This is a genomic window from Baekduia soli (assembly GCF_007970665.1).
Classification (GTDB): domain Bacteria; phylum Actinomycetota; class Thermoleophilia; order Solirubrobacterales; family Solirubrobacteraceae; genus Baekduia; species Baekduia soli.
In genome coordinates this window covers 2,714,502-2,740,188 of record NZ_CP042430.1, presented here as the reverse complement: position 1 = coordinate 2,740,188, position 25,687 = coordinate 2,714,502, and the positions used below count along the sequence as shown (strand labels likewise).

Sequence of the window (25,687 nt, the reverse complement as noted above, 5' to 3'; positions counted from 1 at the left end):
GGCGTGCCGCGCTCAGCCGCCCCAGATGCCCGAGGTCAGGCCGCCGTCGACCGTCAGCGCGGTGCCCGTGACCCAGCGCGCCTCGTCGGAGGCCAGGTAGACGAAGCCGTCGGCGATGTCCAGCGGGTCGCCGAGTCGGCCCAGCGGGTGCAGCTTGACGGCGAACTCGCGCGAGGCGTCGGGGTCCTCCTGGTCGGAGAAGTAGCCCTCGATCATCGGCGTCTGGATGAAGCCCGGGCAGACGCAGTTGGCCCGGATGCCCGCCTTGGCGCCGTCGAGGGCCAGGCACTTGGTCAGCATGATCACGGCGGCCTTGGACGCGCAGTAGGCGGCGTCGTCGGGGATCGCCCACAGGCCGGCGATGGACGCGGTCGACACGATGGACCCGCCGCCCCGCTCCACGAAGTGCGGCCACAGCGCCTTGGAGACCAGGTAGACGCTCTTGAGGTTGATCGCCAGCTCGCGGTCCCAGTCGTCCTCGTCCATGTCGTGCGCCGCGCCGGTGATCGTGATGCCGGCGTTGTTGACCACGATGTCGACACCGCCGAAGCGCGCGATCGCCTCGTCGACGCCCGCGCGGATCTCGGCGCTGCGCGTCACGTCCATCTGGCCCGACGTCGCCTCGCCGCCGTCCTGGGCGATGAGGTCGGCCGTCTCGGCGGCGGTGTCGCCGCGCAGGTCGACGGCCACGACCCTGGCCCCCTCCTGGGCGAAGCGCAGCGCCGTCTGGCGGCCGATCCCGGAACCGGCGCCCGTGACCAGCGCCACCTTGCCCTCGAGCCTGCTGCTCATGCCTGTCTCCTCTCGCGGCGTCGGCCACGGTCGAGGCGGGCCGCGACCCGCCCTAGGTTTGTCGGTACCCAATTGCATACAATGCCACGGTAATGTCGGACATGCACCGCGGGATCCGGAGGTCACCGTGAACGACGAGGTCGCCGTCAACCCGACCGCTTCACCCGCGGCCGGCGTGCAGCAGGGCCCGATGGTGGGCGTCCGGGTCATCGAGCTCGGCGTGCTGCTGGCCGGGCCGTTCGTCGGGCGCATCCTGGGCGACTTCGGGGCCGAGATCATCAAGGTCGAGTCCCCCCAGCGCGGCGACACCCTCCGCGACTGGGGCACCGCGCACTACGAGGGCCGCGGCCTGTGGTGGCCGGTGCAGTCGCGCAACAAGAAGCTCATCACGCTGAACCTCCGCGTCGAGGAGGGCCAGGAGCTGCTCAAGCGCCTCGTCGCCGAGAGCGACGTCCTCGTCGAGAACTTCCGCCCCGGCACGCTCGAGCGCTGGAACCTCTCCCCCGAGCAGCTCTGGGAGATCAACCCGGGTCTGGTCATCGCCCGCGTCTCGGGCTACGGGCAGACGGGCCCCTACGCCGGGCGCGCGGGCTTCGCCTCGGCCGGCGAGGCGATGGGCGGCCTGCGCTACATCAACGGCACGCCGGGCGAGGCGCCGCCGCGGCTGGGCATCTCGCTCGGCGACTCGCTGGCGGCGATGTTCGCCGCCCAGGGCGTCCTCATGGCGCTCTACCACCGCGACGCGCGAGGCGGCAAGGGCCAGGTCATCGACGCCTCCATCATGGAGAGCTGCTTCAGCCTGCTGGAGTCGATGGTGCCCGAGTACGACCGGCTCGGCGTCGTGCGCGAGCCCTCGGGCACGTTCCTCAGCGGGATCGCGCCGTCCAACGTCTACAAGTCGCGCGACGGCAAGTGGGTCGTGATCGCCGCCAACGCCGAGAACCTGTGGATGCGGCTGTGCACGGTCATGGACCGCGAGGACATGCTGACCGACGAGCGCTTCGCCACCCACCGCGCCCGCGGTGAGAACGCGACGGAGCTCGACCGCATCGTCGCCGAGTGGGCCGCCGAGCGCGACGCCACGGAGATCGACCGCGTGCTCAACGACGCAGGCGTCGTCTGTGGGCCGGTCTACAGCATCGCCGACATCTTCCAGGACCCGCAGTACGCCGCGCGCGAGGCGATCGTCCAGATGCACGATCCCGAGGTCGGCGAGCTCAAGGCTCCCGCGGTGCACCCCAAGCTGTCGGAGACCCCGGGCGCCGCGGTCTGGACCGGCCCGTGGGAGATGGGCCTGCACAACGCCGAGATCTACGGCGGCCTGCTCGGCATCGACGATGCCGAGCTCGCCCGCCTCAAGGAGGCCGACGTCGTATGAACCGCATCGAGATCTGCGACGTGGGGCCGCGCGACGGCCTGCAGAACGAGGCCCGCACGCTGGACCCCGGGATCCGGGCCCAGCTCTGCGACCGCCTGGCCGCCGCCGGCGTCCCCCGCGTGGAGGCCGTGAGCTTCGTGCATCCCAAGCGCGTGCCCCAGATGGCCGGGGCCGAGGAGGTGATGGCGGCGCTGCACCGCGTCGAGGGCGTCGTCTACGCCGGCCTGGTGCTCAACGAGCGCGGCTACGACCGCGCCATCGCCGCGGGCGTCGACGAGATCCACTACGCCTTCCCGGCCACCGACACCTTCTGCGAGCGCAACCAGGGCATGACGGTCGCCGACGCCCTGGGCGTCGGCGAGCGGATCGTCGGCCGGGCCCACGATGACGGCCTGCCCGTGTCGGTCACGATCAGCGTGGCGTTCGGCTGCCCGTTCGAGGGGCGCGTCGAGCCCGCCAAGGTCTTCGGCCTGGCCGAGACGCTGACCGGCTTCGGGCCCGACGAGCTCATGCTCGCCGACACGATCGGGGTCGGCGTGCCGTCGCAGGTCCGCGAACTCGTCGCGGGCGTCGCGGCCTTCGGCCTGCCCGTCGGCTGCCACTTCCACAACACCCGCAACACGGGCTACGCCAACGCGGTCGCGGCCGTCGAGTCCGGCGTGGCCCTGCTGGACGCCTCCAGCGGCGGCACGGGCGGCTGCCCCTTCGCCCCGCGCGCCACGGGCAACATCGCCACGGAGGACCTCGTCTACCTGCTGCACGGGATGGGCTTGGAGACCGGGATCTCGCTCGAGGCCATGCTGGAGACCGCCGCGTGGCTGTCCGAGCAGCTCGGCAAGGAGCTGCCCGGACAGACCTACAAGGCGGGCACCTTCGCCCCCGTCGCCGCGTGAGCGCCTCCCCCGCCATGCCGTCGATCGCGATGATCGGCCTGGGCAACATGGGCAGCCGGATGGGTGGGCGCCTGCGCGACGCCGGCCACGTCGTGCACGGCTCCGACGTCGTCGACGGGCGCGCCGCGCAGCTCGGCCTCGAGCCCGCCGCCGGCACCGGCGCGGCGACCGCGGCCGCCGACATCGTCCTGCTCTCGCTGCCCAGCGACGCCGCCATCGCGACGGCCATGGCCGGCCCCGACGGCGTCATCGGCGCCGCCCGGCCCGGGCAGCTCGTGATCGACCTGAGCACGGCGACCCCGGGCAACGCGGCGCGTTGGGAGCGCGAGCTGGAGGCCCGCGGCGCGGCGTTCCTGGATGCCGGGATCTCGGGCGGCCCTGGCGGCGCCGACGCCGGGACGCTGACGCTCATGGTCGGCGGCCGCGCCGAGCTGATCGAGCGCGCGCAGGGGGTCTTCGACGTCATCGGGTCGCGCGTGTTCCACTGCGGCGCGGCCGGCGCGGGCCATGCGACCAAGGTCGTCAACAACTACCTCAACGGCATGAACCTTGCCGCGACCGCCGAGGCGCTGGTCGTCGGCGTCAAGGCCGGGCTGGATCCGCGCCAGCTGCTCGAGGTCATCAACGCCAGCACGGGGGCCAACTGGGCCTCCGAGCACCGGTTCCCGCGCATCGTCGAGGGCGACTACATCGAGGGCGGGCTCACCAACGCGCTCATGGCCAAGGACCTCGACCTCTACCTCGGGCTCGCCGACGCGCTCGACGTGCCCGCCGCGCTGGGCGCCGCCTGCCGCACGACCTTCACCGTCGCCATGGCCACGGGCTACCGCGACCGCGTGAGCAACACCGTCGTCGACGCGATCGGCGACCTGGCGGGGGGCGTGCGCGTGCAGCCCGACGGCGACCGACCAAAGGACACGACATGAGCGGAGCAGCGATCATCACCGGCGGGGCGGCGCCATCGGCGGCGCGGCCTGCGAGGGCCTGGCGCAGCGCGGCTTCTCCGTGCTCGTCGTCGACCTCGACGGCGACCGGGCACAGGCGACGGCCGACCGCATCACCGCGGCGGGCGGCACCGCCTCGTCCTTCGCGGCCGACGTCAGCGACGCCGACGCGGTGGCCGGCTACGTCGCCGCCTGCGTCGAGCGCTACGGCGCGCCCCGCGCGTTCTTCAACAACGCCGCGTTCGAGGGCGCGATCGCGCCCATCACCGAGTACCCGCTCGACATCTTCGACCGCACGATGGCCATCAACGTGCGCGGCGTGTTCCTCGGGCTCAAGCACGTCATCCCGGCGATGCGCGAGCGCGGCGGCTCGATCGTCAACGTCTCCTCGCAGGCGGGCATCCGCGGCGTGCCGAACCTCTCGGCCTACTCGGCCAGCAAGCACGCGGTCGTCGGGCTCAGCCGCGGCGCGGCGCTGGAGGAGGCGCCGGGCATCCGCATCAACTGCGTGTGCCCCGGGCCGACCGACACGCGCATGATGGCCGACATCGAGGCCACGGTGCGCGCCCAGGGCGGCGACCCCTCCGGCTTCGTGGACAACATCCCCGTCGGGCGCTACGGCCGGCCCGAGGAGATCGCCGCGTTCGTGGTCTGGCTCCTCGCCGAGGCGCCGGAGTTCCTGACCGGCGCGGTGCTGCCCATCGACGGCGGCATGACCACCCCGTAGGCTCAGGGCATGGACAGCATCGACGTCTACCGCGATCGCGGGTTCGGGGGCCGCTCCGGTGCCGGCCGGCACCCGGCCCTCGTGGTCATCGACCTCTGCAACGGCTTCACCGACCCGGAGTCGCCGCTGCACTGCGACTGCGAGGAGGCCGTGGCGGCGACGGCGCGCCTGCTCGAGGCCGCCCGCGCCGCGGGCGCACCCGTCGCGTTCACCTCGATCGAGTACGACCCCGCCGGCGAGCGCATCGCCGCCGCGTTCATCGCCAAGGCGCCGGGCCTGCTGACGCTGGCGCCGGGCACGCGCTGGATCGAGATCGACGAGCGCATCGCGCCCGCCGAGGGCGAGCCGGTGCTGTGGAAGCTCTTCGCCTCGGGGTTCTACGGGACATCGCTCGGCGCCCTGCTGGCCTCGCAGGGCTGCGACACCGTGATCATCACGGGCGCCTCCACGTCGGGATGCGTGCGGGCGACCGTCGTCGACGCCCTGCAGCACGGCTACCGGGTGATCGTGCCGCGCGAGGGCGTCGCCGACCGGGCGCGCAGCGCCCACGAGGCGTCGCTGGCCGACATCGACGCCAAGTACGGCGACGTCGTCGGCATCGACGAGGCCGTGGCGATCTTCACGGCCGCCGCGGCCCCGGCCGCCTGAGCGCCGCCGGGCTCACGCCCCGCCGATGATGCGCGCGACGCCCGCCCACACCGCGTCGGCGTCACGGCCCGTGGCATGGCCTCCGCGGCGCTGCAGGCCCTGAGGCCGGCCGGCGCGTCAGGGGCGGCCGTCGCGGCGCGCGGCGATCATCTGCGCGCGGCGCGGGCGAGGAGCCGGTCCAGCGGCTCGTGCCCGCGCTCTTGGCGGGCGTCGGAGGACGCGGCGCGCTCGTCGGAGCTGCGGTGGCGCGCCTCGCGCCGCCGGGCATGCCCGACGGGGTCTTCCACCGGCCCCCGCGCCTCCTCGACGGACGCCTCCTGGCCGGAGATCCGCTGGTCGCGGTCGGAGGCCATCTGGTCTCGCTCGGCGTCCATCTCGTCGCCGTCGGCCAGCGACTGATCCAGGTCGGAGGCCGTCTGGTCGAGGTCCGAGGCGCTCTGGGCCTCGTCCCACGGGTCCACGGGGAACGGTCCTTCGGGCACGGCGCCCTCCGATCGCCCGCTGCCGCGCTGGTACCGCCCGGGCCGGGCGGACCACCGGCGCCCGCGGCGCCGACGTCCAGCGTAGGACCGAACGGTCCTAGCGGACGACGATCCGTCCGTCCATCCCCGGATGGATCGTGCAGTGGTAGCGGAAGGTGCCGCGGCGGGTGAAGCGCACCCGGTAGGTCCCCGTCTTCTTCGTGGCGCTGTGGCGCGCGGCGAACGTGACGTTGTGCGGGGTGTCGCCGTCCATCCAGGTCCAGCGCACCGTCGTGCCCCGGCTGATGCGCAGCGTGGCGGGCATGAACGAGATGTCCTTCAGGACCACCCCGCGCACCCCGGCGGTCCGCGCCGGCGGACCGGAGGCCACGGCCGGGGCGAGCATCGCGGCGGTCGCGCCGGCGGCGATGGCGCCGGCCGCCAGCAGCTTGGTGAAGCAGGACATGGCGGGATGTTCGGCGCGCGGCGCCGAACGGATCACCGGCTCGGCGTGGGGAGCCCTACAGCGCGCCGGCGGTGAACGTGTCGCAGCGCCGCGCGTCACCGCCGTCGAAGCCGGTCTGGAACCAGCGCTGACGCTCGGCCGAGGAGCCGTGCGTCCAGGACTCGGGATCGACGCGGCCCGTCGCCTGCCTCTGGATCCGGTCGTCGCCCACGGCGGCGGCGGCGTCGAGCCCGTCGCTGATGTCGGTCTGGGTCAGGTCCTCGATGAAGCGGGTGTCGACGGCGTGCGCGGCCCAGACCCCCGCGTAGCAGTCGGCCTGCAGCTCGAGCCGCACCGAGCCCGAGGTCGCGCCCTGGCGGTCGCGGCCGACCTTGGCGTCGGTGCCCGTGAGGTGCTGGACGTGGTGGCCGTACTCGTGCGCGATGACGTAGGCCTCGGCGAACGCCCCGCCGCGGGCCCCGAAGCGCGAGCGCAGCTCGCTGTAGAACGACAGGTCGATGTAGACCGTCTGGTCGGCGGGGCAGTAGAACGGCCCGACCGCCGAGGTGGCCGCCCCGCACCCCGTCGACGTCTGGCCGCTGAAGAAGCGCGTCGGCGCGGTCCGGTAGCCGTCGATCGCCGAGCCCCACCAGGCCTGCACGGAGTTGACGACGCCGACGATCCGGCAGTCCTCGCGCTGGTTGGCGTCGCTGCCCGTGCGGCAGGTCGAGGAGAGCTCGGCGGCCTGCGTGGTCGAGCCCTCCCCGACGCCGAGCGAGAAGGGATCCGAGCCGCTGCCGCCGCCGCCGCCGTTCACGCCCAGCAGCGCGAGCAGGACGACGATGATGAGCCCGCCGGCCCCGCCGCCGACCGCGAGACCCCGGCGTCCGCCGCCGCGGGCGTCCTGAACCTGACCGGTGTCGAGCCGAGCCCCTGGGCGGAAGCGCATCGCCGGATCCTACGCTCGCGCGGCGTCAGGGCCTGAAGACCAAGGGCACGAGCACCGCGGCCGGCGCGGCCGACGACAGCCCGTTGGCCAGCCACGCGCCGCGGTCGTCCAGCAGGGCCTGACGACGTAGAGCGCGATCGCTGGGCTGACCCAGCCCGTGCCCTGGCCGATCCGCTCGAGGTGCACGAACCACGGGCCGAAGTCGAGCACGACGGGCGCCCCGACGGCGAAGAGCACCACGCCCCGGCGCGTCAGCCGCGGCAGCAGCGCGATCTCGGCGGGCGCCCGGCGCCGGCGCACGGTGGTGAAGCCACGCCCGCCACGGTCACGCCCGAGACGAGCCCCAGCACCCCGAGGAGGTGCAGGAACAGCGCGACGTCGATCTCGTGCATGGCCCCGCTCTCGTGCATGGGCCACGAGGCCGCCGCCTGCGACCCGGAGCGGAGGCGGCAGCCGCCGCGCCGGCTCAGCGGTCCTCGCCGAGCAGCTCCTGCACGCTGGGCTGCTGGGCGAGGATCTCCTGGGCCGACTCCGCGCCCGCGATGATCTCCTCCCTGCTGGGCACGTCGTCGAGCACGTCGCCGGCGGGCGGGCTCTCGACCTCTGGCAGCTCGGGTGCGGGCGGGAGGTCGGGTGCGGCGGGCTCGTCGGGCTGGTCGCTCATCCGGGGGTCCTACCCGGCCGGCCGCCCCCCGCACCGGCCGGCCGGCGCACCCGGCCCTGCTGGACACCGTCACCGACACCTGGCGCTGGGTGCCGTCCACCGGGCTGGCGCCGCCGCTGCACCCGTACCTGCCCCCGGCCTTCCGGCCGCGTGCGAGCAGAAGGTGCTCGCCGCCTGGCACGCCGGCGCACCGGCTCCTGAGCGCTTCTGCGTGGTCCCGGACCGGGAAGTTGGGCAAAGTCGCCATCCACACGCTGTGGCAATCCGCACAAGCGATAGGGTCGCCGTGTGCTCGAGCTCGACGACCGCCTCTGCTCGTTCGTGGCCCTGGAGATGCGCCAGGTACGCGCCACCCGGCGATCGGAGGTGCGGCCCGCCGAGGGCGACCGCACCCGCACGGCGCCGGCCGGGCCCGGGCGCCCCGGCCGCCGTCCGCGTCCCGCGACGGCCGCCGACGACACGATGGGCGGCCGCCTGCGCGCCGGGCGCGCGCCGGCCTGACCCGCGGCGCGGCGTCACAGCCCGAGGCCAGGCGGCCGGGATCGCGCAGCAGCGTGTCGCGGTACACGATGGTCTGGGCCGCCACGTCGGGATGCGCCACGCCCGCACCGTGGTGGACCCCGTAGGCCCCGCGTGCCGCACCGTCGTCCCGGACGAGCACGGGCACGTGCTCCAGGGCCCGAAGGAACTCAGGCGGGAGCTCGTCGAGGCTGTCGGGTGAGCCTCGCAGCTCTCGCCCCAGCGCCATCGGGGATCCCCCGCGACCGACACGGCCGACCGCGGACGGCCGGAGATTTGCCCCGCCTTTGCCGCGGCTTTGCCCGACCTGACCTAGCGTCGCCCCCATCCGCCGCGACCCTGAGGCGGTCGTCCTACGCCGGCCGTCGGGCCGGAGCAAGGAAGTGCCCAATGTCCATTCTGGACCGACGACGCCTGCCCCTGGCCGGCGCGTGCCTGGCCACCTTGGCCGCCGGTGGCCTCACGGCCTGCGGAGGCGGCTCATCGAGCACGGCCGCCACGCCGGCGACGAGTGCCGCCAGCTCGCCATCGGCAGCGACCACCACGGCGGCGGCGACCACCGCGGCGACCACCGCGGCGGCGGCGCCTGCCGCGGCGACCACCGGCGCCTCCTCCGTGGCGGCGACGCTGAGCGAGTTCAAGATCGTCGCCACACCGGCCACCGCCCGGGCGGGACGCGTCACGTTCCACGTGACGAACGCCGGAAAGGTCAAGCACCAGTTCACCGTCATCGCCACGAGCAAGCCCGCCGCCCGTGTGCTCAGCCGCCACAACCCCGACGATGACATCCCCGGAGCGCGCGGCGAGATCGCGTCCATCGCGCCCGGCGCGTCCAAGACCCTGGTCATCAAGCATCTCAAGGCAGGGCACTACGCCATCGTCTGCGCCCTGCCCGGCCACTACCAGGCGGGCATGTACACGGACTTCACCGTCAAGTAGCGCAGGGCGCAGGAGTGCGCGGTGCCGCGCGGGCAGGTCCGGCCTGGCGACGAACGCGTCGGCACCGGCGGTGAGGCGACCGCGCGAACTGCGTCGAGGCTGCACGAGAGCACCATGACGGGCCCCACGTGGCCCGTCGCCCGCAGGCGGCGCACGGCGTCCAGCCCATGAGTCCGCGGCATGCCGGCGTCGACGACGCCGGCGTCGGGCGCCTCGGCAGCCCGGGCCCGTCCCGCACCTCGGCGACGACCTCCGGGCAGGGGGTCGTCGCCAGGAGGCGCCGCACGATCCCGCGCACCTGGTCGCTGTTGTCGGCGTGGGCGACGCGCAGTCTGCCCGCAGTGTCGGGAGCACCGTACGAGCGGCGCTTCCGGCGCGCTCTGGCCTCCCTCGAGGTCCTCTCAAGACCTGGCGCGGCGTCTCCGCGCGGGCTAGCGACGCCAGATGGCCTCGAGCGCGCGTTCCAGGCGCTCGATGGCGGCGTCCAGCACGCCCAGCTCGTCCCCTCCGGCCGCGTGCGTGCGCAGGGCGCGCAGGCGTGCGAGCTCGGCCTCGAGGTTCGAGGCGGGGTGCTCGGCGACGGCAGCCGGGGACGACATGTCCTTCCCGTCGGCCGTCCGAGCCTCCGGGGCGACCCCGCGGGCGCCGCCCTGGCCGGATGGCCGAGGCCGGGTCGGCCCGGTCACGCCGGCGGCGGGCAGGAGCGGGCGGAGGGGTGCGGCGGCCCGCGGGTCGGCCTGGGGTCCTCGGATGCCGGATCGCTGTGCCGGGAGGCACCGGCCGCCGGAAGGTGGGCGCCCCGCCTCTGGGCGCCTTCTGGTGACCGTCAAGGCTCGCTCGAGGCCGGGCGGCAGGCGGGCGGCCCGGTCGGCATCCTGCCTCCATGCCGTCGCCCGCCACGACCGTCGACGCCGACCTCGCCGCGCGCGTGCGCGCGTGGATCGCCGGGGACCCCGATCCCGGTGACCGCGCGGAGCTGCAGGCCCTGCTGGACGTCGGCGACGGCCCGGCGCTGGCCGACCGCTTCGCCGCCCCGCTGGCCTTCGGCACGGCCGGGCTGCGCGGTCCCCTGCAAGCCGGGCCCAGCGGCATGAACCGCGCCGTCGTGCGCCGCGCGGCGGCCGCCCTGGCCGCCCACCTCGGGCCGGGTCGCCGCGTGGTCATCGGCCACGACGCCCGGCACCGCAGCGACGTCTTCGCCCGCGAGAGCGCCGCGGTCATGGCCGGCGCCGGGCTGCACGCCGTCCTGCTTCCCCGCGCACTGCCCACGCCCGTCCTGGCCTTCGCGGTGCGTGCACTGGCCGCCGACGCCGGCGTCATGGTCACCGCGAGCCACAACCCGCCCACCGACAACGGCTACAAGATCTACCTCGGCGGCCCCGGCGACGAGGGGGCGCAGATCGTCTCCCCGACCGACGCCGAGATCGAGGCGCGGATCGCCGCCGTGGGCCCCGTCGCCCGGATCCCGCTGGACCCGGGCTTCGAGACTGCCGGCGAGGACCTCGTGACGGCCTACGTGACCGCGATCTGCGGCCTGACGACCGGCGACGCCCGCGACGTCCTCGTCGCCGTGACGTCCCTGCACGGCGTCGGCGACGAGACGCTCCGTGCCGCGTTCGCGCGCGCGGGCTTCGCGCCCCCGGTCGCCGAGCCCTCCCAGGCCCGCCCGGACCCCGACTTCCCGACGGTCGCGTTCCCCAATCCGGAGGAGGCCGGCGCCATGGACCGCGTGCTCGCCCTCGGCGCCCGGATCGGGGCCGATGTCGTGCTCGCGAACGACCCCGACGCCGACCGGCTGGCGGTCGCGGTCGGCGACCGCGTCCTGACCGGCGACGAGGTCGGCCGGCTCCTGGCCGACCACGTCCTCGCCCATCGCCCGGGCCCGGTGGCCACGACGATCGTGAGCTCGGCGATGCTCGAGCGCATCGCGGAGGCCCACGGCGTCCCCGTCCACCGCACGCTGACCGGCTTCAAGTGGCTCATGCGCGCGGCCGGAGGCCTCGTCTTCGCCTACGAGGAGGCGCTGGGCTACGCCGTCGGGCCCGACGTGGTGCGCGACAAGGACGGGATCTCGGCCGCGCTGCTCGTCGCCGAGCTGGCCGCCGCGCAGCGCGCGGCGGGCCGCACGCTGCTGGACCGCCTCGACGACCTCGAGCGCCGCCACGGCGTGCACGCCACCGCCCAGCACGTCGTCCGGGTGCAGCGCCCCGAGCAGATCTCCCGCATCATGGCCGCCCTGCGCGCCGGGCCGCCCGCGGCGGTCGGGCCCGCGGCCGTGGAGCGCGTCGAGGACCTCGACCGCGACGGCGGGCCGCTGCCCCGCGCCGACGTGCTCGTGCTCACGCTCGCGGGCGCCAGGATCGTCGTGCGCCCGAGCGGGACCGAGCCCAAGCTGAAGGCCTACCTCGAGGTCGTGCGGCCGCCCGGCCCGGACCTCGCCGCGCAGCGGGCGCAGGCGGGCACGCTGCTGGAGGCGCTGCAGGAGGCGCTGGCCGCCGACCTGGCGCGGCGTGGCGGCTAGGGCCGGGCCTCGAGACGCGCCATCCGCTCGCGCCCGGCCTTCGTGAGCGTCAGCCCGTTGGGCCCCTCGGTGACCAGGCGGTCGCGGGCCGCGGCGCCGGACAGGGTGCGGCGCACGGTGGCCGCCGGCAGGCCGGCCCGGGCGGCGATCTCCTCCGGCGTCGTGGCGCCGTTGCGGATCGCGCGCAGGACGGCCATCAGCGTGGCCCCGCGCGGCGCCCGCCGGGCCGGGGAGGCGGGCGCGCGGCGCGGGCGGGCCGGTGCCAGGCCGGCGCCCAGGGCGGCGAGGTCCTCCTCGATCTGGGCCAGCTCGCGCAGGGGGCCGCGGATCTGCTTCTGCAGCGCCGCGCGGCGGTCCTTCAGCTTCTTGATGGTGTCGCGCAGGACGGGGCTGGCCAAGGGGTATCTCCGATCGTCGCGGCAGCGCACGCCACGCTAGCGGCGCCCCGGCCGCGGTGCGGTCCCGCCCCGGTCAGCCCTGGGCGGCGCCGGGCGTCGTGCCCGAGGCCTCGGGCGCTGCAGCGCGGGACCCGAGCGGCGGTGGCCCGCCACGACGAGCACGGCGGCCGCACGACCGCGACCGCGGCGCGCTGTGCGAGGCGGCCGGCGTGCGGCCGGGTCGGGACCATCGGGGCGGCCGTCGACGCACCGGAGAGGCGCGGGAGTCGCGCATCGCGACGCACCGTGACGGGGTTGTCCGTGCCGAGACACCACCCGATGCTGGGGTTGATCGGCCGGTGGGCCTGGACCTCGGTCCCGACCGGGTCCTAGAGCTGGGCGACGAGGCGGTCGGGCTGGATCGGCAGCGCGCGGATCCGGATCCCGGTGGCGTGGTGCACGGCGTTGGCGATGGCCGCCGCGGTGCCCACGATCCCGATCTCGCCGATGCCCTTGCTGCCCATGGGGTTGAGGTGCTCGTCGGTCTCCTGGACCCAGTGGGCCTCGACGCCCGGGACGTCGGCGTGCGCGGCCACGTGGTAGCCGGCGAGGTCGTGGTTGAGGAAGTCGCCGAACTCGCCGTCGACGATCGAGGCCTCGTGCAGCGCCATCGACAGCCCCATCGTCATGCCGCCGATGAGCTGCGAGCGCGCGGTCTGCGGGTTGATGATCCGCCCCGCGGCGAAGACCCCGAGCAGCCGGGGCACCCGCACCTCCCCCGTGTCGGCGTCCACGCGCACCTCGGCGAACTGCGCGCCGAACGCGTGGCGGGCGAGGTCCTCGCGGCCCTTCAGGAGGTCGTCGGTGCTCGCCTCGGCCTGCAGGCCGTCGGGCGGCAGGTCGCCGTCGTGGGCCTCCAGGCGCTGCCGCAGCGCGCGGCAGGCCAGCGTCACCGCGGTGCCCCACGACGCCGTGCCCGAGGATCCGCCGGCGACCGACGCGCGCGGCAGGGCGCTGTCGCCGATCTGCACCGTGACGCGCTCCAGGCCCGTCTGCAGCGCGTCGGCGGCGATCTGGGTCAGCGCCGTGCGCCCGCCCGTGCCGATGTCGGCGGCGGCGATCTCCACGACGAACGCGCCGCCCGGCAGCGCCCGCGCCCGTGCCGAGGACGGCTGCTGGTAGGCCGGGTAGGTCGAGGCGGCGACGCCGGTCCCGACGAGCCAGCGGCCGTCGCGGCGGGTGCCGGGCGTGGGGTCGCGCTCCGCCCAGCCGAAGCGCTGCGCGCCGTCGCGCAGGCAGGCCACGAGGTTGCGCGAGCTCCAGGCCCGGCCGGACTCGGGCTCGGCCTCGGGCTCGTTGCGCACGCGCAGCTCGATCGGGTCCATCCCCAGCGCCACGGCCAGCTCGTCCATCGCGGACTCCAGCGCGAACATCCCCGGGCACTCGCCCGGCGCGCGCATCCAGGACGGCGTCGGCACGTCGAGGGCGACCAGGTCGTGCGTCGTGTGGCGGTTGGGCGCCGCGTACATCATGCGCGTGGCCACGCAGGTCTGCTCGGCGAACTCCTTCAGCGTCGAGGTCTGCTCCAGCGCGTGGTGGTCGATGGCCAGCAGGCGCCCGTCGGCGTCGGCCCCGAGGCGCACCCGCTGGATCGTCGGCGTGCGGTAGCCCGTGAAGGCGAAGGTCTGCTGCCGGGTGACGGCGAGCTTGACGGGCCGCCCCACCGCGCGGGCGAGCATCGCGGCGAGCACGAGCTGCGGGCGCGCCGAGCCCTTGGAGCCGAAGCCGCCGCCCACGTGGCGGGCGATGACGCGGACCTGCCCGGACTCGAGCCCGAGAACCTGGGCCAGCGCGGCCCGGTGCGTCGAGGCGGCCTGGTTGGAGTCGTGCACGGTGAGCGACCCGTCGTCGTCCCACACGGCGAGCGTCGCGTGGGGCTCCATCGGGCTGTTGTGCAGTGGCGAGGTCCGGTAGGTGGCGTCGTGGACCACCGCCGCGTCGTTGAGTCCGGCCTCGATGTCGCCGGTGGTCGTCTCGGCCGGGAAGGACGGGTTGACGACCTCCGGCGTGTAGGCCTCCGGGTGGCCCTCGCGCAGCACGACGTCGTGGTCCTCGGCCCGGATGGGCACCTCGAGGACCCGAGCGGCCTCGCGCGCCGTCTCCAGGCTCGTGGCGACGACGGCCGCCACGATCTGCCCGCGGTAGGCGACGCGGGGCGACTGGAGCACGGCCAGCTCGGGGTCGTCGGGGTCCTGCAGCCGCGGGGCGTCGGCGTGCGTCATGACCGCCAGCACGCCGGGCAGCGCGAGGACGGGGCCGGGGTCGACGTCGCCGACGGTGCCCCGGGCCACCGTCGACTGCACGATCCAGGCGTGGGCGACGTCGTCGGCGGGGTGCTCGACGGCGTAGCGGGCGGCGCCCGTCACCTTCTGGCGGCCCTCGATGCGCCGGACGGGCTGCCCGATGGCGCCGGCGGTCAGCGTCGTGGGGGTCATGCGGCGTCCGTGAGCTCGGCGAGGGTGGCGACGATGAGGTTGCGGGCCAGCGGCACCTTGAACGCGTTGTCGGCCAGGGGCCGGGCCTGGGCCAGCTCGGCCTCGGCCGCGTCCAGGAACGCCTCCCGCGTGGCCGGGCCGCCGCGCAGGGCGTCCTCGGCGGCCCGCGCGCGCCAGGGCCGGTGGGCGACCTGGCCCAGCGCGATGCGCACGTCGGCGACCTGGCCGTCGCGCACGTCGACGGCCACGGCGACGGAGACCAGCGCGAACGCGTAGGAGGCGCGGTCGCGCACCTTGCGGTACCGGGAGCGCCGGGCCCAGGCGCGCGCGGGCAGCTCGATGGCCGTGATGAGGTCGCCGCGACCCAGGATCGTGTCGCGGGCGGGGTCGTCGGCGGGCAGCCGGTGCAGCTCGGAGAGCGGGATGCGGCGCTCGCCGTCGCGGCCCCGGACGTGCACCTCGGCGTCCAGGGCGGCCAGGGCGACGGCCATGTCGGACGGGTGCGTCGCGACGCAGTGCTCGGAGTGGCCGAGGATCGCCAGCTCGCGGTTGGCGCCCGCCCGCGCCGGGCAGCCGCTGCCGGGCGCGCGCTTGTTGCAGGGCTTGGTGACGTCGGTGAAGTAGGCGCAGCGGGTGCGCTGCAGCAGGTTGCCGCCGACGGTCGCCTGGTTGCGCAGCTGCCCGGAGGCCCCGGCCAGCAGCGCCTGCGACAGGACGGGGTAGCGCTCGCGCACCGCGGGGTCGGCGGCCAGGTCGGCGTTGCGCACGCCGGCGCCGATGTGCAGGCCGCCGCCGGCGGTGGGCTCCACGCCGCCCAGAGGCAGGCGCGTGACGTCGACCAGCGTCGCGGGCGTGGCGACGCCGAGCTTCATGAGGTCGACGAGGTTCGTGCCGCCCCCGAGGAACACCGCGTCGTCGCGGTGCAGGACCGCGGTGATGGCGTCGTCGGCGTCCTGGGCCCGGACGTAGGCGAAGGGCCTCATGCGCCGGCCTCCATGATCGCCGGCACGATGTTCATGTAGGCGCCGCAGCGGCACAGGTTGCCGCTCATGCGCTCGCGCACCTCGTCGCCGTCGAGCGCCGGCGCGGCGGCGACGTCGGGCGTCGCGGCGCTGGGCCAGCCCCGGCGCAGCTCGTCGAGCATGCCGACCGCGCTGCAGATCTGGCCCGGCGTGCAGTAGCCGCACTGGTAGGCATCGTGCTCGAGGAACGCCTCCTGCATCGGGTGCAGGTCCTCCCCGTCGGCCAGCCCCTCGATCGTGGTGACCTCCGCGCCGTCGTGGGCGACCGCGAGCGCCAGGCACGCGTTCACGCGCCGGCCGTCGACGAGCACCGTGCACGCGCCGCACTGGCCGTGGTCGCAGCCCTTCTTGGCCCCGGTGAGGCCGAGGTCCTCGCGCAGGGCGTCCAGCAGCGTGGTCCGGGTGTCGAGATCGAGGCGCCGTTCGTCACCGTTGACGTGGAGCACGACCGGCAGGGTGGAGATCGTCATCGCAGCTGCCTGTACCCGGCACGGCTGCCGCCTGAGCGCGCTCAGGCCAGCACGACGCAGCCGCGGTCGCGCAGCGCGCGCGCGACCGCGGGCAACTCGGGGTACATCGGCGTCCAGCGCAGGTCGAGCTTCTCGAGCGCGGGCAGGCCGGCGAGGGCCTCGGGCAGGCCCTCGAGCGGGTTGGCTCGCAGGTCGAGGACGCGCAGCCGGCGCAGGTCGCCCAGCTCGGTGGGCAGCGCCCGCAGCCGGTTGGCGCGCAGGTCGAGGTGGCGCAGCTCGCCCAGTCTGCCGAGCGCGGCGGGCAGTTCCTCCAGTGCGTTGTCGCGCAGGTGCAGCTCGCGCAGGCCGGCCAGGCCGCCGAGCGCGCCGGGCAGCGCGCGCAGCGCGTTGCCCTGCAGGCGCAGCTCGACGAGGGCACAGAGCTCCCCGATCCACCCGGGCAGCCACGTGATCGCGTTGGCGTCGGCGCCGAGGTAGGCCAGCCGGCGCAGCCCGCGCACGGCATCGGGCAGGGCTGCGAGGCGGTTGTCGCCCACATAGAGGATCTCCAGGCCGGCCAGCGTGCCGACCGCCGCGGGCAGGTCCGTGAGCCGGTTGTGGGCCACATCGAGCGTCTGGAGCGCCGTGAGGGCGCCGACGCCGTCGGGCAGCGCCTCCAGCCCCATCTCGGCGGCGACCAGGCGGCGCAGGTCGCGGCGGCCCCACGTGGCGGGCGGGATCGCGCGCAGTCCGCGCAGGTCGAGCGCCGCGTGGCCGGGCATCGGGCGAGCCTACGACGGCCCGCGGCGCGTCGCCCGCTGCGACCGCCGGCACGCGGAGGGCAAGGGGCTTGCGGAGCACGCGGGCAGGAGCAGCCCCGCCCTGGTGGCGCATCGCCGCGCGCCGCCCCGCCGGCGCCTCGTAGGTCAGTCCCGGCCCCGCAGCTCGGCGTCGAGGTCGATGGCGCGCATGTCGTGCTCGCCGGGCAGGCGGTCCAGGAGCGCGCGCAGGTGCTCGCGCTCGTCCTCCTGTCCGCGGCCCGTGCTGTCCAGCAGCGCGTGCAGCGCGCTCCAGGTGATCTTCATCGCGGCCGCGTCCAGGACGACCGGCACGTGCTCGTCGTCGGCGATCCGGCCCGCGACGTCCTCGGCGACCTCGGCGATCTCGTGCTCCTCGTGGCCGAGGTCGTCGCGGTAGACCTTCAGCGCCAGGCGCAGGAGCGGGCGTTCGTCGTCGTGCACGATGAGCGGGAAGGTCGGTCGGTCCATGTCCCAACCCTACGCCGCGACGGCCAGCCCCGGGCGCTGCGGCCCACCCAGCCCGGGGCGGCGCCGCTACCCGGGCGGCAGCCCGACGAGCAGCCGGCGCAGCAGGTCGGCCAGGCGGCGCTGCTCGGCGTCGGTGAGGGCGGCCAGCAGCCGGCGCTCGTTGTCCAGGTGGGCGGCGACGGAGTCGTCGACGAGGCGGTGGCCGGCCGGGGTCAGGGTGATGAGCGTGCCGCGGCGGTCGCCCGGGTCGGGCTCGCGCGCGATGAGCCCGGCCTGCTCGAGGCGGTCCAGCCGCTTGGTGGTGCCGCTGGAGGTCAGCATGAGCGTGCGGGCGAACTCCGACGGGCGCAGCCGGTACGGCGGCCCCGCGCGGCGCAGCGTGGCCAGCACGTCGTACCAGCCGGGCTCCAGGCCGTGCTCGCGATAGACGGGCTCCAGCCGCGCCTCGAGCTCACGGGCGAGCCGGGAGATGCGCCCGACGACCGCGATGGGCGCTGGGTCCAGGTCGGGCCGCTCGCGGCGCCACTGGTCCAGGATGACGTCCACGCCGTCGCGTTCGGGCATGCGCGGACGATAGCCGCGGTCGCGTCGCGGTCCATTGCTTCCTAGGACGCTACGTACTAGGATGCGATCGATGAAGCTGGCCCGCCTCCCTCGCCGCCTGCGCCGCCTGCCGCCTCGCGACCCGTCGATCCGCGACGAGGCACGGCCGGCCGGCGCATGGCGGCCCGCACCGCAGCCTCGCATGCGCTGGTGCCCCTGAGCCGCGCGCGCCGGGGTAGCCTCGGCCCATGAGCAGCGCCTACCGCATCGTGCACCCCGACGCCGTGCCCGACCACTACGCCGGCACCGACGTGCCCGGCGAGTTCCGCCGGCTGACCGACGAGCTGGAGGCCGAGCAGCTGGCCCTCACGCTCATCCGGGTGCCGCCCACTCCGACTTCGAGCAGGGCACGGGCCACCGCCATGCCGAGCTCGAGGAGCTCTACCTCGTCGTGCGCGGCACGCTGACGATGCGCTTCGAGGACGACGTGAGGCGGGTCGGGCCCGGCTGCGCGGTGCGCGTCGCGCCGACGACGCGGCGCTCGCACCGCAACGAGGGCGACGAGCCCGTCGAGCTCTGGGCCGTCTCGCGGCGCCTGGACCACTCCGACGCCGAGAAGATCGACGCGTTCTGGGAGGCGTCGCCCGACGCCGCCCAGCACCGCGCGTGACGCCGGGGCGCTCCAGCGCGCTGTGGTCCACGACCAGGTCGGCGTCCAGGACGGCCATCAACGGGGTCGGCAGCTCGCGGTCGGCCCCGTCATGAGCGCCGCCGCCGCACCCTCCGGGCGGCTGTCGGTGAACGGGAGGTCGACGGAGCGGGGCGTGCGACGCTGCAGCCGTGCGATCTCCTCCGTCATCGCCCGGAACGCCAGCCGGTCGGGCCCGGCGATGTCGTAGCAGCCCGGGGCGACGCTCGCGGGCGCAGCGCAGCGCAGCCGCCCGATGTCGGCGCAGTCGGCCGCCTGCGCGGTGCGCTCCCCTGGGCTGCTCATGGGCCGGAGTCCGGCGGCGCGGGCGCGCCGCGGTCAACCGCGGCGTCAGGCCGCGGCGGCCAGGACGGGCCCCAGCCACAGCAGCGTGACCGAGGTGGGGCGGCCCTGGCCGAGGCCGACGATCGTCAGGGCGGCCAGGCACGACAGGTGGAAGTCCAGCGGGCCGGCCGCGCCCGGACACGACCCGCGGCTCACTCGACGACGTCGCCCTCGACGAGCGCCATGGCCTCGATCTCGATCATGAGCTCGGGCAGCGCCAGCGACCGGACCTCGACGATCGTGTCCGCCGGCCACGGCCGGCTGAAGTGCTTGGCCCGCAGCTCGACGATCTTCGGGAAGTTGGTCATGTCGGTCAGGTAGATCGTGACCTTGACGACCTTGTCCAGGCTGGAGCCCGCCGCCGCCAGGACGCGGCGCAGGTTGGCGAACGTCTGCTCGGCCTGGGCGTCGAAGTCGCCGGCGCCGACGATCTCGCCCTGCTCGTCGATCGCCGCCTGCCCCGAGGTGATCACCAGGTCGCCGAGGCGGTAGCCCAGCGCGATGTTGAACGGGTCGAACGGGTCGGGGTCGGTGGTGATCCGTCGTGCGTCCTGCGGTCGGGTGGTCATGGACGCGGACCATAGCCCGCGCCGGCGGCGCCGCACAGCCCCCCGGGGAGCGGCTCACGCCGCCAGCCCGAACCGCCCCACGAGCGCCTGCAGGCGGTCGGCGCTGCCGGCCGGCTGGGCGGCGGCCGTCGAGATCTCCTGGGCCGACGCGTCGGTCTGCTGGGTGGAGGCCGAGACCTGCTCGCTGGCCGCCGAGGAGGCGGGCGGCCGCGATCTCGCGGCGCAACGCGGCCGCTCGTCTCGATCCCACTGATGAGGGATGCTGCGCGAAGGGCCGCTCCCGCGCTGGAGGAACGGGCCGGTCCGGCCCTAGCGCAGGAAGCCCGGCAGCTGCGCCCGCAGCACTGCGTACCCCGGTCGCGGGGTGCCGTCGGGGGCCGTCAGCCCGGCGTCGAAGCGCGCGTCGCACCCGGCGCCGGTCCAGTTGTAGATGTACACGCGCTGGACGCCGCTGCGGCGGTAGGTGCGCGCCAGGGTGAACACGTTCTTCAGCCGGCTCGCGGCCCGCGCCGTGCTGCAGGGGAAGCTCGAGCCGAACTTCACGATCCCGCCCGTCTCGGTGAACCAGATCTTCGTCGAGCGGTTGAAGCGGTGCGCCTGGCGGATGATCGCGCGCGTGAACGTCGTCCGGCGGCGGTTGACGTCGCCGTAGTTGTGGATGCCGACGACGGTCGCCCGGCGGCGGTAGGTCGGCGACAGCGCCCCGTACCACGTGCGCATGTAGCGCTCCACCCCGGCCTGGTCGAGCACGTCGAGGGCGACGACGACGCACGACGCGCAGCGGCCCTTGACCATCCGGTACATCGCGCGGAAGTACTGCGCGGCGCGGGTCGGGCTGCGATAGGTCGGCTGGCTGGCGTGGTTGGCCTCGTTCCACGTGCCGAACTCGCGCACGCCGAGCCGGCGGAAGTAGCGAACGAGCCGGCCGACCTTCGCGCGGTACTGCGCGACGGAGGGCAGCGACGCGCGGCGGATCGTCAGGTCGTCGCTGGAGATGTGCAGCAGTACCGAGAAGCCGTCGCGGCGCGCGCGCAGGACGTAGGCCCGTGCGGCCAGCCGGCGCGCGTCGTCGTCCATCGCGTCCCAGGCGATGAAGTAGCGCACGCGCCGGAGCTTGGCCCGCTGGAACGCGGACTGGTCGAACATGGATGCCTGCTGGTCGCCGATGCCGACGCGCACGGGGACGCGGGCGTGGGCGGCTCCGGGAGCGGCGAGCGCCCCCAGCAGGAGCGCGAGGGGCAGGAGGAGGCGTGTGCGGGGCATCAGGGACCCCAACTCCGATGCCCCGGCCCGGGTTGCGGTCGGCATGGACGTCCGGGCCGTGCGCGTACATGTTGCTCGAGGGTTGTTCATGTCCGACGATGGACATGCGAGACGGCGTCGATCGGCCACGGCTTCGCCACCGTCCAGGGCCTCCCCTTCGCCCGCCCGCCGGCCGGGCCCGCGCTGGAGCGCCGGCTCGACGCCGCCGAGCGCGACGCACCCCTGCGCGCCGCCTAGAGGCCCGACGCGCCCTGGACGGCGAGCACGACGACCACGGCGGCGAGCGTGGTCATCGCCGCGGCCGCGCCGTGGCGCTGCAGCCACCGGTGCCAGCGGCGCAGCACCGGCTCGGCGCGCTCGCCCAGGGCGACGTCGACGGCGACCGGGGCGATCACCGTCGCGCTGGCCACGAGCACGAACAGCGCCAGGCACGCGACCCCGGCGGCGGGCCCCGGCACCGCGTGCCCGAGCCGCGCCCCGGCGGCGACGGCCAGGGAGCCGTCCTTGACGTTGAGGGCCACGAGCCCCACGCCGAGGCCGGCGGCGCGGGCCGGCCCCAGGCCGCCGGTGACCGACGCCATCCAGGGCGGGACCGCGTGCGGCGCGCCGCGGCGCGGCCGGGCGCGCCACTGCCCGGCCAGCACGACCGCCAGGGCCGCGGCGAGCACGAGCTGGGCGGCGGCCACCCCGCGCCCGCCGCCCGCGGAGCCGCTGCCCACGCCCAGCAGCGCCACCGCGCCGGCGAGGACCGCGAGCGTCGCCGCCCAGCCGGCGAGCAGGGCGTAGGCGTTGCCCCGCCCGCCGTCGGAGACGAGCATCAGGACCACGGCCAGCACCGGGACCGGGCTCACCGCGATCGCCACCCCGAGCGGGAGCACGGCCCGCAGGGCGTCGCCCGCGGCGCTCACGCCATCCCGGCGCCGCGCGCCTCGCGCGCGCCGGACGCGAGGCCGGCATCGCGGAGGACGACCTCGAGGTCCTCGATGCGGTCCTGGCCCCAGAAGCACTCCGACCCGAAGGCGAGCACGGGCACGCCCCACTGGCCGTGGGCCTCCAGCGCGGCCGTCGAGGCCTGCACCCGGGCGTGCAGCACCGGATCGTGCAGCGCCGCCCGGCAGTCGCCCCACGCCAGCCCCGCGGCCTCGCACACGCGGCGCAGCCCGTGGTCGCGGGCCACGTCGACCGCCTCGGCCCAGATCGCGCGCGAGGCGCGGAGGACGAACGCCCGCTCGCGACCGACGTCGATCGCGTGCTCGGCGACCAGCAGGCAGCGCGTCGCCCCGTCGCCGATGGGGTCGTGGATGCGCCCGAAGGGCATCCCCAGGCGCCTGGCCTCGCGGGCGGCGTCGCGGAGGGTGTGCAGCGCCTTGGCGCGCGGCACGGCCTGGCCGCGCATCGCCATCGGGATCACGCCGCGGAAGACGACGTCGACGTCGTGGCGGTCGGCCAGCGCGAAGGCCCGCGGCGCGGCCAGGTACGAGTACGGGCTGCGGAACGAGAAGAAGAAGTCCAGCCGTGCGCGCGTCATGCGCCCCTCCCCCAGCCCAGGTCGTCCAGGCGCGCGGCGATCTGGGCCGGCCGGTCGTGCGCGAAGAACCAGCGGCCGTGCACCCAGGCCCCCGGCGTGTCGTAGGGGCCCCGCCGCGCCATGCGCCGCTCGTTGCGGCGCACCGCGTCGGGCGATCCGCCCGCCGCCGGCCCGGTCCCGAACGCCTGGCGCCAGAGCAGCGCGTAGGGCGCCGGGCTCACCGGCCCGTCGCTCGTGAGCCACAGGCGCCGCAGCGCGGCCACGCAGAAGCGCGTCAGCGCCGGCCCCGGCGGCGCCGACGCCGCCCACTCGGCCAGGAACGCCACCTCCTCCGGGGCGACGGGCCCGGTGCGCCCGAGGACCAGGCCGCTGCGGCGCAGCAGGCGCCGGGCGTCCTGCACGGCGTGCTCGCGCTTGCGCTCGACGGCGGGGTCGTCCGGGATGCCCCGGTGCACCACGGGCAGGACGTGCAGGTCGGCCCCGGCGCCGTCGAGTCGCTCGGCGAGGTCGAGCACCGCCACGGCGCTGCACGGGTCGTCGAAGGCGATGTAGAGCTCGACGCGGCCGCGGCGGCCCACCGCCCGGCGCAGCGCGGCGCCGGCACGGGCGGGGGCGTCGATGCGCGACAGCGCGACGACCGCGCGTGGGGCGACACGGCGGCGCAGGCGGTCGGCGGGCGCCGCGACGCTCATCCGGCCGCCTCCCGGGGCGCCGCCGGCGCCGAGGCCGCGAGCACGCGGCCGCGCGCGTCGAGGGCGCGCACGACGAGCGGCCCGGCCGGGGCGGCCACGTCGATCGTGGTCTCGAAGCCGGCCGAGGGCGCCGAGGCCACCGGGGCGGAGCCCGCGCCGGCCAGCACCTGCCAGCGCGCGACGCCCGTGGCGCCGTTCCAGCTGACCGACACCGTCACGTGCGCCGGGTCGGTGCGCCGCACGACGACGGCCGGACGCGTCAGCGGCCGGCCCCGCCAGGGGAACCGCAGCGTGCGGTAGCTGCCGTCGCCCTCGGGCAGCCGGGCGTCGAACAGCAGCCGGCCGCTGCGCGAGAACTCCGAGAACGGGCCGGCGGCCCCGAAGCCCACGAAGAGGCCGCCGCCGGGCAGCAGCCGCGCGCTGCCCTCGCTCTGGGCGCTCGTGTCCTGGGCCCGCGTCACCGAGCGCTCGACGACGGCCGTGCGGCGCCGGTGGTCCAGCCGCAGGACCAGCCCGCGCGAGGCGCCCTTGCGGGGCGGCCCGGCCTGGTCGTCGAACATGCTGATGCGCCCGCCGGGCAGCGCCAGGACGTCGTGCTGCAGCCAGAAGCGCGCGCCGGGCCCCATCCGGAACGTGCTCGCCCGGCCGCCGAGCGTCCACAGGATCCGGCCCGTCGCGCGGTCGACCTCGTAGACGGCGGAGGTGTCGCGCGCCGAGATCAGGAGGCGCCCACGCCCCAGGGGCTGGATCGAGTTGATGTGGAACGCGTCGTAGGACGCGCTGTTGGCCGGCGTGGCGTAGGAGTCGGCCAGCGGGATGTGGCCCAGCGCGTGCCACTCCCAGACGACCAGGCCCGTGCGGATGTCGACCTCCTGGACGATCGCGTCCAGCACGGGGGAGCGGGTGCCGGCCGGTGTGCCGGGCAGGTGCATGAGCACGGGCGAGTAGACGGTGAAGATCGCGTCGCCGCCGGGCGCCAGCGCGAACTCGTGGATGTCCATGCGGTAGCCGTTGCCGGCCTGGACCTCGGCCACGGTCCGATAGGCGCTGTCGGCGATGATCCCCTTGCCCAGGCCGAAGGCCTGGGCGGTCACCGGGCCCTGCCACCAGGTCAGCACGCGCCGCCCGCGGTAGCGGGCGACGGCGAGGTTGGCGGCCACGGCCGGGGGCGTGAGCTGCCGGAACCAGACCAGGCGCCCGAGCCCGTCGACGATCATGGGGCCGCCGGGCCCGACCGGCTCGATCGTGACGGTGTTGTCGCTCTCGGGATGGATGATCGGCGAGGGCAGCGGGGTCAGGAAGATCGGGTCCGCCGCGGCCGACCCGCCGCGCAGGAGCGTGACCAGCGGCGCCCGCAGCCCGGGCGCGGTGACGAAGTGCTCGAGCTTGTCGGGCTGCGTGGCGGTGATCGTCAACACCGGCGGGGTCGCGCCGGGCCGTGCGACGGTGAAGCGCGTGCGCAGCGCCCGCCGGCCGCGCAGGCGCACCACGACGGCGACGCGCTCGCCCACGGCGAACGGGCGGGCGGGGACGAAGCTGGCCCCGCGGGCGCCGGAGTAGGGCCGTAGCCGGCCCGCGTGCACGCCGGTGCGCGCCCCGGCGGCGCGGACCGCGGCGATCCGCCCCGGGGCGATGCCGAGCACGCTGATCTGCGTCGCGGGCGAGGCGTCCGGGGTTCCGGGCGCCGGGGAGATCGCGAGGGGCGCGGCCGCCGCGGGCGCGGCGCCGAGCACGGCGAGGACGGCCGCGACGGCGAGGGCGCGACCGGCGGGACGGGACATGGCGACTCGGAATCCCCTGAGCCGGTGGGGCACGGCAACTCCTTGACGTCTGAGGGCGGCGCGACCGCAGACCGGGGAGCCGACCGCGCCGTCGGCCATTGAACCACCCTATTGGAACGCGCGTCAACTACGCTTCGTCCCGTGCCCGCCCAGCGCCCCCGGCCCGACGCGCCCCGCCGACGGCGCCTGGCCCCCGACGACCGGCGCCAGGAGATCCTGGAGGCCGCGCGCCGGCTGTTCGCACAGCGGCCCTACCGGACCGTGACCACCGCGGAGATCGCCGACGCCGCGGGCGTCGCGCGCTCGCTCGTGCACCACTACTTCGGCGGGATCCGCGACGTCTTCCTCGCCGTGGCCGCCGACGGCGCGGCGGCGCTCAGCGCCGCGCGGACGGCCGGGGCCGAGGTGCCGTTCGAGGAGCGCACGGCGCGCAACCTGGCCGCGAGCCTCGACGTCATCGCCGACAACCGCGAGACGTGGCTGGCGATCGCCGGGCACGCCCCGGACCCGACCGACACCGACATCCACGCGCTCCTGCTGGCCTCCAAGGAGCACGCGGTGCAGCGCACGCTGCAGGCCAACGCCGACCTGCTGCGCGACACGCCGCAGGCGCGCTTCGCGCTGCGCTGCTTCAACGAGTTCACGATCGAGGCCACGCGCCTCTGGCTGCTGGGCGAGCGCAGCCGCGAGGAGGTCGAGGCGCTGCTGCTGAGCACCGGCCGCCGGCTCATCCGCGACGTCATCCCGTCCCTGCCGGCCCTCGGCGACGCCGGCGTGGAGCGCTGAC

Annotated in this window: 33 protein-coding genes; 11 read left to right on the top strand and 22 right to left on the bottom strand. The window is 75.8% G+C overall.

Annotation, left to right across the window (positions count from 1 at the left end):
• Positions 1-12 precede the first annotated feature (12 nt).
• Positions 13-792 carry an SDR family NAD(P)-dependent oxidoreductase gene (locus FSW04_RS13025; protein WP_146919890.1) on the bottom strand — a complete coding sequence of 260 codons (780 nt, stop codon included), beginning with the start codon at positions 790-792 and terminating at the stop codon, positions 13-15.
• A 127-nt stretch (positions 793-919) separates the two neighbouring features.
• Here FSW04_RS13025 and FSW04_RS13020 point away from each other — a divergent pair, with 127 nt between their 5' ends.
• Genes FSW04_RS13020 through FSW04_RS13000 form a run of 5 tightly spaced genes read left to right on the top strand, consistent with a single transcriptional unit; the run spans position 920 to position 5,382 of the window.
• The gene (locus tag FSW04_RS13020) at positions 920-2,170 is read left to right on the top strand and encodes a CaiB/BaiF CoA transferase family protein (RefSeq protein ID WP_228430454.1); all 1,251 of its coding nucleotides are present in this window, start codon (positions 920-922) and stop codon (positions 2,168-2,170) included.
• Entirely contained in the window at positions 2,167-3,063 is an 897-nt protein-coding gene (locus FSW04_RS13015) for a hydroxymethylglutaryl-CoA lyase (RefSeq protein ID WP_146919888.1), read from the top strand. Before FSW04_RS13020 ends, FSW04_RS13015 begins: the two co-directional genes overlap by 4 nt.
• Positions 3,060-3,989, top strand: coding sequence for an NAD(P)-dependent oxidoreductase (locus FSW04_RS13010; protein ID WP_228430453.1), 930 nt, complete (start codon positions 3,060-3,062; stop codon positions 3,987-3,989). The genes FSW04_RS13015 and FSW04_RS13010 overlap by 4 nt, the downstream gene beginning before the upstream one ends.
• 34 nt (positions 3,990-4,023) lie before the next feature.
• Positions 4,024-4,734, top strand: coding sequence for an SDR family NAD(P)-dependent oxidoreductase (locus FSW04_RS13005; RefSeq protein WP_146919886.1), 711 nt, complete (start codon positions 4,024-4,026; stop codon positions 4,732-4,734).
• A 9-nt stretch (positions 4,735-4,743) separates the two neighbouring features.
• Positions 4,744-5,382: an isochorismatase family protein gene (locus FSW04_RS13000; RefSeq protein ID WP_146919884.1), complete on the top strand. Its 639-nt coding sequence runs from the start codon at positions 4,744-4,746 to the stop codon at positions 5,380-5,382.
• Between the two features lie 146 nt (positions 5,383-5,528).
• On the opposite strand, the gene FSW04_RS12995 is transcribed toward FSW04_RS13000, so the two are convergent.
• From FSW04_RS12995 to FSW04_RS12980, 5 genes are all read right to left on the bottom strand, one after another.
• Complete coding sequence (locus tag FSW04_RS12995) at positions 5,529-5,864, bottom strand: hypothetical protein (RefSeq protein WP_146919882.1); 336 nt, start codon at positions 5,862-5,864, stop codon at positions 5,529-5,531.
• Positions 5,865-5,961: 97 nt separating this feature from the next.
• Complete coding sequence (locus FSW04_RS12990) at positions 5,962-6,309, bottom strand: cupredoxin domain-containing protein (protein ID WP_146919879.1); 348 nt, start codon at positions 6,307-6,309, stop codon at positions 5,962-5,964.
• Between the two features lie 55 nt (positions 6,310-6,364).
• Positions 6,365-7,237 carry a KPN_02809 family neutral zinc metallopeptidase gene (ypfJ, locus tag FSW04_RS12985; RefSeq protein WP_146919877.1) on the bottom strand — a complete coding sequence of 291 codons (873 nt, stop codon included), beginning with the start codon at positions 7,235-7,237 and terminating at the stop codon, positions 6,365-6,367.
• Positions 7,238-7,488: 251 nt separating this feature from the next.
• Entirely contained in the window at positions 7,489-7,629 is a 141-nt protein-coding gene (locus FSW04_RS26015) for a hypothetical protein (protein ID WP_187368743.1), read from the bottom strand.
• A 74-nt stretch (positions 7,630-7,703) separates the two neighbouring features.
• Complete coding sequence (locus tag FSW04_RS12980) at positions 7,704-7,901, bottom strand: hypothetical protein (RefSeq protein WP_146919875.1); 198 nt, start codon at positions 7,899-7,901, stop codon at positions 7,704-7,706.
• 288 nt (positions 7,902-8,189) lie between these two features.
• On the opposite strand from FSW04_RS12980, the gene FSW04_RS12975 reads away from it, so the two are divergent.
• Together FSW04_RS12975 and FSW04_RS12970 are read left to right on the top strand one after the other, a co-directional pair.
• On the top strand, positions 8,190-8,402 hold the full coding sequence (locus tag FSW04_RS12975; protein WP_146919873.1) for a hypothetical protein: 213 nt from the start codon (positions 8,190-8,192) through the stop codon (positions 8,400-8,402).
• Between the two features lie 408 nt (positions 8,403-8,810).
• Positions 8,811-9,359 (top strand): sulfocyanin-like copper-binding protein, encoded by a 549-nt coding sequence (locus FSW04_RS12970; RefSeq protein WP_146919871.1) that lies wholly within the window; start codon positions 8,811-8,813, stop codon positions 9,357-9,359.
• Between the two features lie 431 nt (positions 9,360-9,790).
• On the opposite strand, the gene FSW04_RS26010 is transcribed toward FSW04_RS12970, so the two are convergent.
• Positions 9,791-9,958, bottom strand: a complete 168-nt coding sequence (locus tag FSW04_RS26010; protein WP_187368742.1) for a hypothetical protein — start codon at positions 9,956-9,958, stop codon at positions 9,791-9,793.
• Between the two features lie 284 nt (positions 9,959-10,242).
• Between FSW04_RS26010 and FSW04_RS12960 the strand changes: the two genes are divergently transcribed.
• On the top strand, positions 10,243-11,880 hold the full coding sequence (locus FSW04_RS12960) for a phospho-sugar mutase (protein WP_146919866.1): 1,638 nt from the start codon (positions 10,243-10,245) through the stop codon (positions 11,878-11,880).
• On the opposite strand, the gene FSW04_RS12955 is transcribed toward FSW04_RS12960, so the two are convergent.
• From FSW04_RS12955 to FSW04_RS12930, 7 genes are all read right to left on the bottom strand, one after another.
• On the bottom strand, positions 11,877-12,278 hold the full coding sequence (locus FSW04_RS12955; protein ID WP_146919864.1) for a helix-turn-helix domain-containing protein: 402 nt from the start codon (positions 12,276-12,278) through the stop codon (positions 11,877-11,879). The genes FSW04_RS12960 and FSW04_RS12955 overlap by 4 nt on opposite strands.
• A gap of 368 nt (positions 12,279-12,646) precedes the next feature.
• Positions 12,647-14,752 (bottom strand): xanthine dehydrogenase family protein molybdopterin-binding subunit, encoded by a 2,106-nt coding sequence (locus FSW04_RS12950; protein WP_146919862.1) that lies wholly within the window; start codon positions 14,750-14,752, stop codon positions 12,647-12,649.
• On the bottom strand, positions 14,749-15,735 hold the full coding sequence (locus FSW04_RS12945; RefSeq protein WP_146919860.1) for an FAD binding domain-containing protein: 987 nt from the start codon (positions 15,733-15,735) through the stop codon (positions 14,749-14,751). The genes FSW04_RS12950 and FSW04_RS12945 overlap by 4 nt, the downstream gene beginning before the upstream one ends.
• Entirely contained in the window at positions 15,732-16,244 is a 513-nt protein-coding gene (locus tag FSW04_RS27150) for a 2Fe-2S iron-sulfur cluster-binding protein (protein WP_228430452.1), read from the bottom strand. The genes FSW04_RS12945 and FSW04_RS27150 overlap by 4 nt, the downstream gene beginning before the upstream one ends.
• A 41-nt stretch (positions 16,245-16,285) precedes the next feature.
• Positions 16,286-17,005 (bottom strand): leucine-rich repeat domain-containing protein, encoded by a 720-nt coding sequence (locus FSW04_RS27145; RefSeq protein ID WP_228430451.1) that lies wholly within the window; start codon positions 17,003-17,005, stop codon positions 16,286-16,288.
• Between the two features lie 144 nt (positions 17,006-17,149).
• Positions 17,150-17,491, bottom strand: a complete 342-nt coding sequence (locus FSW04_RS12935) for a hypothetical protein (protein ID WP_146919858.1) — start codon at positions 17,489-17,491, stop codon at positions 17,150-17,152.
• 66 nt (positions 17,492-17,557) lie between these two features.
• Complete coding sequence (locus tag FSW04_RS12930) at positions 17,558-18,055, bottom strand: MarR family winged helix-turn-helix transcriptional regulator (protein WP_146919855.1); 498 nt, start codon at positions 18,053-18,055, stop codon at positions 17,558-17,560.
• A 227-nt stretch (positions 18,056-18,282) separates the two neighbouring features.
• Here FSW04_RS12930 and FSW04_RS12925 point away from each other — a divergent pair, with 227 nt between their 5' ends.
• Positions 18,283-18,501, top strand: coding sequence for a hypothetical protein (locus FSW04_RS12925; protein WP_146919853.1), 219 nt, complete (start codon positions 18,283-18,285; stop codon positions 18,499-18,501).
• Positions 18,486-18,704 carry a cupin domain-containing protein gene (locus FSW04_RS12920; RefSeq protein WP_146919851.1) on the top strand — a complete coding sequence of 73 codons (219 nt, stop codon included), beginning with the start codon at positions 18,486-18,488 and terminating at the stop codon, positions 18,702-18,704. The genes FSW04_RS12925 and FSW04_RS12920 overlap by 16 nt, the downstream gene beginning before the upstream one ends.
• 57 nt (positions 18,705-18,761) lie before the next feature.
• Here FSW04_RS12920 and FSW04_RS12915 read toward each other — a convergent pair whose 3' ends face one another.
• From FSW04_RS12915 to FSW04_RS12885, 8 genes are all read right to left on the bottom strand, one after another.
• A complete protein-coding gene (locus FSW04_RS12915; RefSeq protein WP_146919849.1) occupies positions 18,762-19,028 on the bottom strand; it encodes a hypothetical protein in 267 nt (88 codons plus the stop codon).
• Between the two features lie 45 nt (positions 19,029-19,073).
• On the bottom strand, positions 19,074-19,223 hold the full coding sequence (locus tag FSW04_RS26005) for a hypothetical protein (RefSeq protein WP_187368741.1): 150 nt from the start codon (positions 19,221-19,223) through the stop codon (positions 19,074-19,076).
• Positions 19,220-19,636, bottom strand: coding sequence for a RidA family protein (locus tag FSW04_RS12910; RefSeq protein WP_146919847.1), 417 nt, complete (start codon positions 19,634-19,636; stop codon positions 19,220-19,222). Before FSW04_RS12910 ends, FSW04_RS26005 begins: the two co-directional genes overlap by 4 nt.
• Before the next feature lie 309 nt (positions 19,637-19,945).
• Entirely contained in the window at positions 19,946-20,899 is a 954-nt protein-coding gene (locus tag FSW04_RS12905; protein ID WP_146919845.1) for a glycosyl hydrolase, read from the bottom strand.
• 233 nt (positions 20,900-21,132) lie between these two features.
• The gene (locus tag FSW04_RS12900) at positions 21,133-21,807 is read right to left on the bottom strand and encodes a GAP family protein (RefSeq protein WP_187368740.1); all 675 of its coding nucleotides are present in this window, start codon (positions 21,805-21,807) and stop codon (positions 21,133-21,135) included.
• Positions 21,804-22,427, bottom strand: coding sequence for a 2-hydroxychromene-2-carboxylate isomerase (locus FSW04_RS12895; RefSeq protein WP_146919841.1), 624 nt, complete (start codon positions 22,425-22,427; stop codon positions 21,804-21,806). The genes FSW04_RS12900 and FSW04_RS12895 overlap by 4 nt, the downstream gene beginning before the upstream one ends.
• The gene (locus FSW04_RS12890) at positions 22,424-23,119 is read right to left on the bottom strand and encodes a hypothetical protein (RefSeq protein ID WP_146919838.1); all 696 of its coding nucleotides are present in this window, start codon (positions 23,117-23,119) and stop codon (positions 22,424-22,426) included. Before FSW04_RS12890 ends, FSW04_RS12895 begins: the two co-directional genes overlap by 4 nt.
• On the bottom strand, positions 23,116-24,900 hold the full coding sequence (locus tag FSW04_RS12885; protein WP_146919836.1) for an arylsulfotransferase family protein: 1,785 nt from the start codon (positions 24,898-24,900) through the stop codon (positions 23,116-23,118). The genes FSW04_RS12890 and FSW04_RS12885 overlap by 4 nt, the downstream gene beginning before the upstream one ends.
• 141 nt (positions 24,901-25,041) lie before the next feature.
• Between FSW04_RS12885 and FSW04_RS12880 the strand changes: the two genes are divergently transcribed.
• Positions 25,042-25,686 (top strand): TetR/AcrR family transcriptional regulator, encoded by a 645-nt coding sequence (locus FSW04_RS12880; protein ID WP_187368739.1) that lies wholly within the window; start codon positions 25,042-25,044, stop codon positions 25,684-25,686.
• The last annotated feature ends 1 nt before the right edge of the window (position 25,687 follow it).